This is a genomic window from Marivirga tractuosa, from assembly GCF_042140215.1.
Classification (GTDB): Bacteria; Bacteroidota; Bacteroidia; order Cytophagales; family Cyclobacteriaceae; genus Marivirga; species Marivirga tractuosa_A.
In genome coordinates this window covers 2,180,304-2,193,477 of record NZ_CP159478.1, presented here as the reverse complement: position 1 = coordinate 2,193,477, position 13,174 = coordinate 2,180,304, and the positions used below count along the sequence as shown (strand labels likewise).

10 protein-coding genes and 1 tRNA gene are annotated in these 13,174 nt (G+C 35.0%); 2 read left to right on the top strand and 9 right to left on the bottom strand.

The features are described 5' to 3' along the window. Window positions 1-35: 35 nt before the first annotated feature. Window positions 36-581: a hypothetical protein gene (locus ABWH96_RS10000; RefSeq protein WP_375581309.1), complete on the bottom strand. Its 546-nt coding sequence runs from the start codon at window positions 579-581 to the stop codon at window positions 36-38. A gap of 128 nt (window positions 582-709) precedes the next feature. Then, the gene (locus tag ABWH96_RS09995) at window positions 710-2,098 is read right to left on the bottom strand and encodes a TlpA family protein disulfide reductase (RefSeq protein WP_375581308.1); all 1,389 of its coding nucleotides are present in this window, start codon (window positions 2,096-2,098) and stop codon (window positions 710-712) included. Between the two features lie 328 nt (window positions 2,099-2,426). On the opposite strand from ABWH96_RS09995, the gene ABWH96_RS09990 reads away from it, so the two are divergent. Then, window positions 2,427-2,825: a helix-turn-helix domain-containing protein gene (locus tag ABWH96_RS09990; RefSeq protein WP_375581307.1), complete on the top strand. Its 399-nt coding sequence runs from the start codon at window positions 2,427-2,429 to the stop codon at window positions 2,823-2,825. A 51-nt stretch (window positions 2,826-2,876) separates the two neighbouring features. On the opposite strand, the gene ABWH96_RS09985 is transcribed toward ABWH96_RS09990, so the two are convergent. Beyond that, entirely contained in the window at window positions 2,877-4,058 is a 1,182-nt protein-coding gene (locus ABWH96_RS09985; RefSeq protein ID WP_375581306.1) for an IS4 family transposase, read from the bottom strand. Window positions 4,059-4,172: 114 nt separating this feature from the next. On the opposite strand from ABWH96_RS09985, the gene ABWH96_RS09980 reads away from it, so the two are divergent. Further along, window positions 4,173-5,252, top strand: a complete 1,080-nt coding sequence (locus tag ABWH96_RS09980; RefSeq protein WP_375581305.1) for a serine hydrolase — start codon at window positions 4,173-4,175, stop codon at window positions 5,250-5,252. A 460-nt stretch (window positions 5,253-5,712) separates the two neighbouring features. Here ABWH96_RS09980 and ABWH96_RS09975 read toward each other — a convergent pair. The 6 genes from ABWH96_RS09975 to ABWH96_RS09950 form a co-directional block, all read right to left on the bottom strand. Continuing rightward, window positions 5,713-5,783: transfer RNA gene (locus ABWH96_RS09975), tRNA-Cys, on the bottom strand. A 188-nt stretch (window positions 5,784-5,971) separates the two neighbouring features. Then, window positions 5,972-7,939 carry a 30S ribosomal protein S1 gene (gene rpsA / locus ABWH96_RS09970; protein ID WP_375581304.1) on the bottom strand — a complete coding sequence of 656 codons (1,968 nt, stop codon included), beginning with the start codon at window positions 7,937-7,939 and terminating at the stop codon, window positions 5,972-5,974. A 442-nt stretch (window positions 7,940-8,381) separates the two neighbouring features. Continuing rightward, complete coding sequence (locus ABWH96_RS09965; RefSeq protein WP_375581303.1) at window positions 8,382-9,383, bottom strand: ABC transporter ATP-binding protein; 1,002 nt, start codon at window positions 9,381-9,383, stop codon at window positions 8,382-8,384. A gap of 98 nt (window positions 9,384-9,481) precedes the next feature. Continuing rightward, window positions 9,482-9,829: a hypothetical protein gene (locus ABWH96_RS09960; RefSeq protein WP_375581302.1), complete on the bottom strand. Its 348-nt coding sequence runs from the start codon at window positions 9,827-9,829 to the stop codon at window positions 9,482-9,484. 77 nt (window positions 9,830-9,906) lie between these two features. Beyond that, a complete protein-coding gene (locus ABWH96_RS09955; RefSeq protein WP_375581301.1) occupies window positions 9,907-10,458 on the bottom strand; it encodes a hypothetical protein in 552 nt (183 codons plus the stop codon). Window positions 10,459-10,595: 137 nt separating this feature from the next. Further along, on the bottom strand, window positions 10,596-13,049 hold the full coding sequence (locus tag ABWH96_RS09950) for a prolyl oligopeptidase family serine peptidase (protein ID WP_375581300.1): 2,454 nt from the start codon (window positions 13,047-13,049) through the stop codon (window positions 10,596-10,598). Window positions 13,050-13,174 lie beyond the last annotated feature (125 nt).

Here is a 13,174-nt window from a genome sequence, read left to right as displayed (position 1 = left end):
CATTAAAGTAAGCTAGCTTGTAAAATAAAAGTCTCTTAAAAACTAACACCCAGACTAAAGTAAATAGATTCAGGATAGCTTAAACCTGCTCTGAAAACAAAGCCTCCATCAGTGGGCTGATAACGATAACCTACTCCACCTGCTATGCTGTTGTCAATAAAATCTGATTTAGAAAGTGATTCACTATTACCATTTGGATTATATAAATAATTATCCTCGTAACTTTTCTTATCGTACATGCTTACAAATCCTATATTAAGTTCTAAATGATGATTACCTGATCCTGTTAAACTTGTTAAGCCAGCAAAAAAATGTGGCCCACCTACAGCCCAAGCCTCCCAAAGTCCACCAGATACCTTTAACCAAAAAGACCGTAAAAACTTATTATCATTTGCAGCTATACATCTTTCATAGGAAATATTAGCAACTGCATATATAGGAACAAAGCCAACTGTTCCATATATAACATTTTTACTTTCATCTGTTTTTAAGGTATCTTTTTCTAATTCCTGACCGTAACTATAATTTAAAGCCATGTAGAATGATATAATCAGAATAGAAAATTGCTTAAGGAATTTCATAATATCTATTATCAGAATTACTAACTAAAATATAATTTAAGAATTATATTTTATTAATACAATTTAATATTCGATTAATCCTTAAAATAGCAGCTATTTAGAAATCTCACCTACATTAAAATTAACCATTATAATTGCACGTCAACCAATAGTAAATCATCTATATCTTCTGAAATAGTACCAGATGGTCTCGCAGCATTGGCATTTACTATTTTACCTTCTTGGTCAATCAAAATAAAACGAGGGATTCCACTAATTCCATATTTTTGCATAATAGTTGCATCCCAGGCACCCTCAGCATATAAATGAATCCCTCCTAACTCTTTTTTCTTAACCATCTTTTGCCATGGCTCAGGTGATGAATCAACACTTATCGCAATAAAGGCAACATCTTCATCTTCATATTGCTTTTGTAATTCCTCCATATAAGGATGTTCTGCAATGCATGGGGCACACCAGGTAGCCCAAACATCAATATAAACTACTTTACCTTTAAAATCAGCCATAGTCATACTATCTCCTTCAAGATTGACATATTTAAAATCTGGAGCTGGGTTACCTTTTTCCACTGATGCTAAAATTTCAAGCTTATCTTCTATGTTCTTTAAACGTTGCTTAGAGGAATTCAATGCCTTCCACTCCACAATCAAAGAATCTCTATCTTCTTTGTTCAACCTATTTAGATGTACATTTAATACTTCGTATAATAATTCTTCTCTAATGGGATCGCTCGGAATAGAACGTATTTCTTCTACTGATGTCATTACGTATTCACTTACATCTTGGGGGACTTTATCTTTAAACTTTTCACGTACTTTAAATGTAATTTGCCTTTGAATATAGGGGATAAAAAACTCATAATCTAAATTGCTTGAATCGTAAAGATCCAATGAATCCTGAAAAGCATAAAAGTTCTCAGAAGGCTCGAATTCTTCTTTTGTCAATCTGAATTTATAGCTTGGATAATTTAATAGATTGAAATAAAACTCCCAATCATTATTTTTAAGATACCACTCTTTAAATTCTTGATCCTTAACCCCTGACTTTTCTAAAGCATCTTCTTTCATTAAATAGTTTTTACGGAATGCTACTAGAAAACTATCTTCCGAAAGAGCCGCTAATTGTGCTATTCCTTTTAAAGTATCTTCCATTAAAACCGTGGACGCCAAAAAGTTATTGATGGCTGCTCCTTTACCCTCATACTTTATAGATTCATCAAATTCTGTTGGATCAATTGTTAGGCTTAATTGATCCCCTGGCCTTAGATATAGGTTAGATATTTCTTCTCCATGAGCAAAGACTATTTTCTCAACTTTATTAATAGGTATATTAGTTTGGAAATTACCAACTGAATCTAATGTAGCTGTTAAAGTTGTATCCTGAAGTCTTAAAGAAATATTATCACCTTTTGGATTTATAACTTTCCCTTTTAAAGAAGTTACAATAGCTTCTTTTTCAGAAGAACATGAAGCTAAGAGTCCTAAAATAAGTAATGAGATTAGTTTGATAGTTTTCATTTGAATTAAATTGATGGTTTGTCGAAAACTAAATTATAAGTTATGTTTGAAATTTAAAAGGTTTTGTTAAAATTTTAACAGAAACTAATTTAGTATTACTTAAATAGAAAATAACAATCCTCTGCGAATGTGTCTCGACTGTTAACATCTCCAAAACCCCTTTTTAACTTCTAATTAACATAATCAAAATACAACACTCTTCGCATTGTGCTTCTTTCAATTAGGTGTCTTAAAACCCAATTAAAGCATTATGACATCAAGGTGACACCACTATGTCGTAACAAAGTCCATCATTTAAAAATAGTTTTGTACTTTAACAAATCGAAAAATGATGGAAAAAGAAAGTATCGCAAAAAACTTAGTTTACTATCGTAAGCAACAAGGACTATCACAAGAAAAGCTATCGGAAAAGTCGAGTGTCACGGTCAGGACAATCCAAAGAATAGAGAAAGCTTCTGTTAACCCTCATCTTGACACACTTAAATTATTGGCGGTCGGATTGGGTATTCAAATAAAAGATTTAAAGCCTTTAGATAACCCCAAAGAAGAAAGTATTCAGACAAAATGGTTATTACTCTTTCATGGTTTGCCATTATTAGGAGTTGTAATCCCTTTCTTCAACATCCTTACTATATTATTCCTTTGGGTGCATAAACGGGAGGATAATCCTATCTATGATTTACATGGCAGGAAAATCATAAATTATAATATTTCAATGCTGTCCTAAATAATTTAAAATTGCGATAAAAGCCTACTTCTACTGCTGTTTAGTCCAGCTTTATCCATAATCAGGAAAAAGGTCCCCCTGTACGCCTTGATTTTGTACTTTGGGCGGATCCTCAAAGGGTTTGCCCAGCCATTTTTGAAGTTTTATTTTAACAAACACGTTAAGCCTGATAAATGCCACCAAATTAGAAAGGTACCAGTTGTATTTCGCTTGGTGCTTCATTACTTTAAGTAGAAGTATGGTAATAAGGGCAGTCCATATCTGTATCATAACAGCATTTTCAGAAGTACCAATGAAAGTTTTGATATGTAGCAACTGTTTAATATCCCTGAAAAACACCTCTATTTCCCATCTTGACTTGTAGAGGTCACCTATGGTTTGAGCCGCCCATTTAAAATTATTGGTGATGATCTCAATGGTTTGCTGATTTTCATCGTCCCATACTGCCACTCTTCTAAGCTTATCAGGGTATTTTTTCTTTGATTGGTAACCGGTGAGGATTATTTCTTCATCCTTTAAGATATGCTGTGCTGTGTTGTTGGGCAGTTCTCTTTCCTTCACCATTTCAAATTTAAGGTTCCCCTTGTGCCTGATCACGAAGTTTACCCCTTTGCTGTCCCAAATGTTGAGCATGGGGAAATCATTATAATATCTGTCAGCCACGATCACTGAGCCTTTCTCCAGAGGGATATCATAAGCCCCTTTGTTATCGCCCACGCTACCCTCGGTAATATTGACATAAACAGGCAGTTTACCGTCATAATCCAGTAATGTGTGCATTTTTACAGCCCCCTTTTTGGTGCGGAAAGTAGCCCAGTCAAATACTGACAGACATAGACTGATTACAGTGGAGTCCAACAGGTAAACCGGGACTTTTATTTTGAGCTTTGTTCGCTTTACACCTATCTGCTGTCCTAAAGAATTAAGCAAACTGTAATAGAGGTCTTTGAACAAACTAGCATCTCTACGCTTGTTTTGATAACTTATACTTGACTTTGAAGGGGCTTGTTCAACACCTAGATGATTCAGGTTACCTGTTGCCGAACGCATGCCGTTGGATATATCTCTGACCGAAGTAGCCTTGGAAAAATGACAGAACAACATAGAGACTAGATGTGTCCAACTGTTAAATCCTTTATTGGCTTTATCGGTCTGTTTTTCCCTAGCTAAATTATTGAATTTTGAACGGTCAATTTTTTTAATAATCTGTGCAAAAAGTGTAATATTGCTCATGAGGGGTTTTGTGGTTTTTGTGTCAACCCAAAATTAATATTTTGGGATAAAACTTAAACCCCTCTCTTTATTTAGGACGCTATTGATAATATTTCAATTTCCATAATTTTTATCATGGCATTTATTGCACTCCTAACAGTAGAAGGTTATGGTTTCCTTTTCTTTATAAGCGTTGTGCCTATAAATTTCGCCATCATAATTTTCAATATGTTTTATGTAGTGAATAAACAAAAATGCTACTATCCTCTTGCATTTTCCTTTCTTTCACTTAAAAAACAAGGCAAACATATTCTAATCGCGCTGGCAGTTATATTTTCTTCCTGTTCAACTCCTAATGAGCATTCAATAACTCGGCTAGACGGTAGTAAACTTATGCTTGACTCACTTAAGCAAAAAGTAAATCTCCTTATGAGCAAAGCTGATGTTCATGGATTAAATATGACTATTTTAGAAAACAATCAGGTTTCTTATCAAAATTCATTTGGCTACAAGAACTTTCAGGATAAAAAAGTTTTAACAGACACCACCAGCATTTACGGGGCTTCACTCAGTAAAGCAGTTTTTAGTGTCTTGGTAATGAAATTAGTGGATGAAGGCTTATTAGATTTGGACACTCCTTTAGAATCCTATCTTCCAAAAAAAATATATCAATATGAGCCTCAAACCCGTTGGCACGATGACTACTCAGATTTAAAAAATGACACGCTCTATCATAAAATTACTGCGAGAATGTGCTTGTCACATACCTCTGGCTTCCCAAATTGGAGATGGTTTGAAGCTGATCAAAAGCTGAGAGTAAAATTTGAACCTGGCGAAAAATACCTTTACTCAGGAGAAGGAATGGTATATCTGCAAGTAGTAATTGAAAAACTAACAGGAAAAGGGCTAGAGGAATTGGCTCAAGAGAAAATCTTTAAGCCTTTAAAAATGTACAATTCCAGCTTTCAGTGGCAACCTCAATATGAATCAGATTTTGCTTATGGTCATAACAAAAATGGCGAATTATATAAAAAAGACAAGGATAATGAACCAAGAGGTCCCAGTACCTTAGAAACTACAGCATCTGACTACGCTCTATTTCTAGAAGCAGTATTGAATAAAAAACTACTGAGCAAACAAAGCTGGGATGAAATTTTAAAACCTCAAATTAGGATTAAGTCTAAAAGGCAATTCGGCCACTCTCAAATGAGATAACGGATGAATACGATGAAATACAGCTTTCCTATGGACTTGGCTTTGGATTAATTAAAACGCCTTATGGATGGGCTGCTTTTAAAGAGGGGCATGGCAATGGTTTTCAACACTATTTTATTCTATTTCCTTCCGAGAAAACTGGGGTTATGATTATGACTAATAGTGATAATGGGGAGAGTATTTTTAAATATCTGTTAGATTTAGCAATTAAAGATACTTATACTCCTTGGCAGTGGGAGAACTATATTCCATATGATTATGGAATTTAAACTTTCTGCTCATATAAAAGCTAGGTTAAGGTTGATAATAAATAATTTCTCATATTGGCGTACGCGTTTTTGCGTGTGCCAATTTGAAAAAAACATTTGATTTTATTTCGAACCGAGCGGTTCTCATCCACAGGAAAGTTTGTGCATAAAAAAACCTCCTCCGCTTTTGACACGAAGGAGGTAAAAAAAAGAGGTCACGAGCGGATTCGAACCGCTGTGGATGGTTTTGCAGACCACTGCCTAGCCACTCGGCCACGTGACCTTATTCGCTTTTGCGATTGCAAAAATAGACATATTATTGCGCTTGTCAAATAGAGAACAAGAATAATTATTAAATAATTTGACCCTAATCCCAAAAGGATTCTAAATCAATGAGTTTAATGACCTAAATAAAAAAGCCATCTACTTTTCAGCAGATGGCTTTCACATATATTTAATAAGATTTAGAGATTACTCTTTATCTTCTTTTTTCTCTTCAGCTTTAGCCTCTTTCTCATCCGCTTTAGCTTCTTCCTTTTTGGCTTCTGCTTTCACTTCATCAGCTTTTGGCTCTTCTTTCTTAGCTGCTTTCTTCGCTTCAGCTTTTGGCTCTTCCTCTTTCTTAGGAGCAGCTTTTTTCTTGCTTCCGCCTTTAGCATCATCTTCCATTTGTGATTTCAATGCAGATAATGCATCTAAATCACCTAATGTAGATGAAGAAGCTTGTTGCTTAGGAGCTGATTTCTTCTTACCACTTCCAGTAGCTGGCTTCTTCTTAGGAGCTGCCTCTTCTACTTTAGAGTGTGTATGTAAGTGAGACAATACAATACGCTTGTCATCTTTTGAGAATTCTAATACTTGGAATTCTACAGACTCCCCTACTTCTGCCATAGAGTCATCTGCTTTCTTCAAATGCTTAGTTGCAGCAAAACCTTCGATTCCATAAGGAAGCTCAAGGATAGCACCTTTTTCGTTTTTGTTCAACACAGTACATTTGTGCTTAGAACCAACAGTAAATACTGTTTCGAAAGTATCCCAAGGATTTTCTTCCAATTGTTTATGTCCTAATGCTAATCTTCTGTTATCAACATCTAGTTCTAAAACAACTACATTCAATTCCTCTCCTACTTTCACGAATTCAGATGGGTGCTTGATTTTCTTAGTCCAGCTTAAATCAGAAACGTGAACCAATCCGTCAATACCTTCTTCCAATTCGATGAACAATCCGAAGTTAGTCATATTTCTAACTACTCCTTTATGCTCAGTACCAACGGCATACTTTGTTAATACTTCTTTCTTGTTCCAAGGGTCTTCAGTCAATTGCTTAATGCCTAATGACATCTTACGCTCTTCTTTGTCTAAAGTAAGGACAACAGCTTCTAACTCATCACCAACATTGATGAAATCTTGTGGATTTCTCAAGTGCTGTGACCAGCTCATTTCAGAAACGTGTATCAAACCTTCAACACCTGGAGCGATTTCCAAGAATGCACCGTAATCAGCAACATTAACAATTTTACCTTTCACTTTAGAACCTACATCAAGGCCTTCAGCCAATGAGTCCCAAGGGTGAGAAGTCAATTGTTTCATACCTAAAGAAATACGTTTTTTACCTTCGTCAAAGTCAAGTACTACTACTTTCACTTTTTCGTCAAGCTTCAATACTTCTTCTGGGTGATTGATTCTACCCCAAGAGATATCAGTAATGTGCAATAGACCATCAACACCACCAAGGTCTATAAATACACCAAAGTTGGTCATGTTTTTGATCACACCTTCTAGAACTTGACCTTTTTCAAGGTTGTTCAAGATTTCAGCTTTTTGCTTCTCTAGATCTTTCTCTATTAATACTTTGTGGGAAACTACTACGTTATCGTTGCTGTAGTTAATTTTCACCACTTTTACTTCCATTTTCTTTCCAACAAATACATCGAAGTCGCGAATTGGCTTCACGTCAATTTGAGAGCCTGGTAAGAAGGCTTCAACACCGTGTACATCCACGATTAAACCACCTTTAGTTCTTCTTTTTACTAATCCTTCGATAATTGAATCTTCGTCAAGCGCTTTTTGGATTTTATCCCAAGCACCTACAATTTTTGCTTTTCTTCTGGATAAAACTAATTCCCCATTTTGATCTTCACGCTCTTCAACGTAAACTTCCACTTCGTCACCAATTTTTAAATCAGGAGTATCACGGAATTCATTGGTAGGAACCAATCCATCAGACTTGTACCCAACATTTAATACCACGTCACGATCATTAATCGCTACCACAATACCTTTTACTACTTCCTGCTCAGCCAAGTCAGTAGCAACATTGTCGTACATTGCTGCTAATTCTTCTCTTTTTGATTTTGAGTAGCCTTCACCAAATCCTTTGGTTTCAAATGCTTCCCAGTCGAACTCTTCGTTCTTTACGTTTTCTTGATTTTCTGCCATAATGTGTCAGGGCTCTTTAATTACAATGTCAATCCGAGCCAAGATTGCCATCGTTTTGGTTTACAAATACTTATCTGTTCAGATAAGCCCATTCACTCGAACGGATTGCAAAGGTACGATTTATTTGGAAAGTCACAATATGTTGGGGCTCAGATAATAAAAAATCTATTTTTTTAACCACTAAGTTTCTCTGAGGCTTTCATGAAGATCACTAAGGTTTCTCTTTGTGAAACAAGACCAGTCTGACCTTCGGTACTGACCTAATCGAGTGCTTTTATCTGAAAAATTGATACACAATATCAGATCAAAGTCAGAATTGGGAGTTTTCAATAAGATATACAAAAGTAAATTATAAAAAAAACTAAGGTTTCTCTTTGTGAAACTTGGTGAAAAATCTCAGTACTCTTTGTGGTTATATCGCCTTCTTTGTAGTTAAATATGGTTAAAATCTATCTTCTTTTAATTCGAATAGATGGGATTCAGGGAAAACAACATTGTAGCTCTCCCCTACTTTATATTCTGATTGAATTGATTTCACAATTAGTAATTGGTCTTTAGATAATTGAAACTGATAACGATAGTAATTACCTATAAACAGCTTTTCAGTCAACTTTAAATTTAGCCGATATTTTGATTCATTATCAGCAACGATCAAAATATTTTCACTCCAGATCCCTAGTAATTTTGACTGTCCTTTCCCAAATGTGCTTTTTGGAATAAGGTTTACTTCTCCTAAGATATTGGCAACTGAGATAAACTCAGGGTTTTCATAAATGGCTTTTGGCTTATCGCTCTTAATAATATCGCCATTCTTAAGGATATGAATAATATCAGCGAGGTAGAATGCTTCATAAAGGTTATGACTAACAAGCATGACGCTAGTATCCAATTCATTTTTGACTTCCTTAATGGCATCAAGCAAAATTTGGCGAGTTGGAAAATCAAGCTGTGTAAAAGGTTCATCGAGCAGTAAAACAGCCGGTTGGGTAGCCAATGCCCGAGCAATTGCCAATCTTTGTTTTTCTCCTCCTGATAATAATTCAATCTTATGGGATTTCACTTCTTCTAGGCGCATCAACTGGAGCAGTTGATTAATTTGTTGCGCTGCAAAATCATCTTTAAAAGCTAAAAGTGCATCCTTTAAATTTTCAAGAACAGTTCGGTTGTGCAGTAGATTAAAATTTTGAGCCACATAAGCTAGTTCTTCATGACCTGCAACCAACACCTCCTCAGGATTATCTAGTTCTTCTCCTTCAAAAATGACTTCCCCACTATCAGAAGCAGTCAGTCCGGCTAAAATTTTAAGCAAAGTCGATTTGCCTTCGCCACTCTTCCCCATTACCACATGCGTTTCGCCTTGCTTAATTTTCAAATTTACTTTTGAAAGAATAGGCTTATCAAATGATTTGGAAATACTTACAGCTTTTAAAATAACTTTAGCCATATGGAGAAAATAAGTAAAGCGATGGATTAGATTGGTATAAACAAAAAAAGCGAACTGATGTTCGCTTAATTTTTTTATATTTGCAAAAAGAAAAGGTATTAATCCTCTTTCTTATCTTCTTTCTTTTTTGTTGCCTTAGGCTTGTCTTCAGTTTTAGCTTCCTCTTTCTTAGGGGCTGCTTTCTTCTTTGGAGCTGCTTTTTTTGCTTTAGTAGCTTCCTCTTTTTTCTCAGCCTTAGGAGCTTCAGTTTTCTTTTCAGCTTTAGCAGTTTCTTCTTTCTTAGCAGCAGGTTTTTTCTTATCTGCTTTAGCGAATTCTGCTTTTATTGCTTCTACATCAACATTTTTGATAACAGGCTGTTGCTGTAATTTTTGGATACTATCCACTCTCTTCTTTGCTACTACCCTGTTTCTTCTTGCTTTTCTTTTAAGACTTGTTCCTGCCATGATTAGTTCTTTGTCAAAATTGGATTGCAAATGTAGGCTTATTGTTCTTTTAATCAAAATATAAGTGGAATATATTTTTAATTAGATAATCTAAAAAGCATTGATATCATTCCTTGCCTAAAATTATTGTCACCTAATTGAAGCGTTATTGGATTAATTTTAAATTCTAGATTCTCATAAAGTTTTATCTTAAATTCTAAACCAAATTCCAGCCCGTAGATGGCTTCATTTCTATATCCTTCGTCAAAAAACAGGTCTGAATCTCTATAAGCGAATAACCAACCTGCAAAAGGAGAAGCAAAAGGACTAATTGAAATTCTATTGCCCTCCACTAATTTATAAGCAATACTTGGACTGAAGATAAAATTATTTGCATAAAAAGGATTCGTTTGCCGAAAAACGTTGGAGTGCAACACACTTAAATGCACTGTTGGTATAAAAATCAACTTTGATGTTTTATAGGTAAATTCTTTCTGAATATCAATCCCGAAACCAGTAACATCATCTAATCCACTCTCAGAAAGAGAGGTATAAACAAAACCACCACCCGCATAAACTTGGGCTTTAAGAGGCTTTACTGATATTAAAAATAGAGGTAATAAGGCTAGAAATACAGATAATTTCTTCATTTTATGAGCTTAAGGGTTGATAGAAGAATAAATACAGACTAAAGACCTAATTTTCATCAAATAGGTTGGAATCAAATCAAAAAAAAGCCTGTAGAAAAAATCCACAGGCTTTGATCATCTAAAAACATATTCAAGCTTTACTTGGAATTACCACTTTCGGATTCCGTTTTCTCTTCTTCTTTATTTTTAACATATTTCTCTAACCACTCATGCTGCTCCCAAAGCATATGCAAAATACTTTCTTTAGCACTGTAGCCATGACTTTCTTTAGGTAACATGACTAATCTGGCTGTAGCTCCTAATCCTTTTAAGGCATTGAAATAACGCTCACTTTGCAATGGATATGTCCCTGAATTATTATCCGCCTGACCATGAATTAATAATAAAGGCGTTTTCATTTTTTCAGCATGCATGAAAGGAGACATATTATAATAAGTCTCTGGTGAATCCCAGTAAGATCTTTCTTCACTTTGAAAGCCAAATGGTGTAAGTGTTCTATTGTAAGCACCACTCCTAGCAATACCAGCAGCAAACAAATCAGAATGAGAAAGCAAATTAGCGACCATAAAAGCTCCATAGGAATGACCGCCCACTGCTACTCTGGTTCTATCGATATAGCCCATTTCATCCACTGCATCAATAGCGGCTTTGGCATTATCCACCAATTGCTTTCTAAATGTATCATTTGGTTCTTCTTCACCCTCTCCTACTATTGGGAAAGCTGCACCATCCAACACCACATAACCTTGCGTTACCCAATAAATCGGACTTCCATAATATGGATAAATAAATTCATTTGGATTAGAGGTGTTTTGCCCTGCACTGCTCTTGTCCTTATATTCACGAGGATAAGCCCATAAAATCATCGGCTTTTTCTCTTTCTTAGACTTATCATAATCTACTGGTAAGTAAAGTGTCCCATCCAAGGAAAGTCCATCTTCTCTTTCATAGCTAATCACTTCTTTATGCACATTTTGCATGCTTTTAAAAGGATTCTCAAAAGATGTAATTTGCTTTAAATCATTCTTCTTTCTGATATTCCGGAAGTAATAATTTGGATAATCTGTTTGGGACTCTATCCTTACCAAAATAGTCCCTTTCTTCATATCAACCGAAGAATATAAATTTTCTAGTTTATCGGTGTATTCAGACCTATAAAGTCTATTTGTCTTTTTGGTTTTCAAATTAATCTCATCAACAAATGGAAATTGTCCTTCGGGAGTATAACCATCACCCATTAAAAAGGCTCTATTACCATCCATTTCCAGAACGTACTCATTAAATTCATTTTTAGTGGTCACAAAGCTACCAGGATCATTATATTGATCTTGATAATTTCTATCAAAAAGGATTTCAGGCTCTTGCTCACTATCCGATGGATTGAAGATATAAGCTTTCATATTTCTTGTATTCCACCAATAATCATGGGCAATTGCTATATCATGATTTCCCCATTGGATATATCGATAACGATTGATTGTCTTTAATAATGGCTTTCCGTCACCTTCAAAAGGTGCTTCCAATTGGTAAACTTCATCTCTATATTCCACTTCATTTTCAGGATCACCTTCATCTAAAGCTTTGGCATAAATCAAGCTTGCAGGCTTATCATTTCTCCAGTTCATACTTCTTCTGCCCGTTCTAACAGACATAAAGCCTTTCGGTAAAACCTCCTGTAATGGAACATCATTGACCTGACTTATCAAGTTCCCGTCCAAATCAAACACATTAGTTTCATTGGGAAATCTGTAGTAAGGCACTATATAAGAAAATGGCGTTTTAATCTTGCTTACCATTACATATTCTCCATTTGGGGAAATAGAAATATTAGAATACATCGCAGCAGGCAAGAAATCAGTAGCATTACCATTCAAATCCAAAGAAACAATTTTGGACAAAGCCAATTGCTGAAAGTTGAATTCATCATTTGGGTTGCTCAATAAATCTTGGTAAGTCCTGTTCTGAGCTTTTTCTCCATCACTAACAGAAACCACAGGGCCACTTGGTATAGCTTCATCAGTATCAATCAATTCTTTTCTATCATCAGGCAATACATTGACTAAAAGTCCAGAATTATCCTTTTTCCACTCTATAGGATTTCCCATATTGGCATTTGCAATGCCTTCCATCAATCGATTTGCTTTACTTTCATTGATATTTAAAACCCAAATCTCAACACCAGTTAATGTTGTATGAGTAAATGCAATCATTTTTTGGTCGGGTGACCAATTAAAATTTGCCAATCTAGGGTTTTCAGGCAAGCCTTCGACTTCTGTAATTTTATCCTTTAAAGCTTTTTTGGTTTTAATATCATTGTAATAGCGTGTTCTGCTCCCAATATTAGTTTTTGGATTTATACGCAAACCTCCAAGCCTCAATTCTTCTTCTGAAAGTTCCGCTATTGATTTATAAGGGTCTCTGTAAAGTAAAACTACATTTTCTCCCTTTTTATCGATCAAAACGGAAGGAGCTAAAGGAGCATCCACTAACTCTAATATTTCCTTAGGAGGCTTCTGGTAATCTAAATTTTCTTGGGCTTTTAAATTCCAGCTGACTGATATCAGCAGAAATAGGAATAATAATTTTTTCATAATGATTAGTTTTAGGTTAAAATTATGGATTTCAATTTTGAACCTGAGGTTTATGCCAAAAATCAAATCCAATCACAATTGAAATTATATAAACCATTTCAAATTAACTAATCAGAAATACGCTA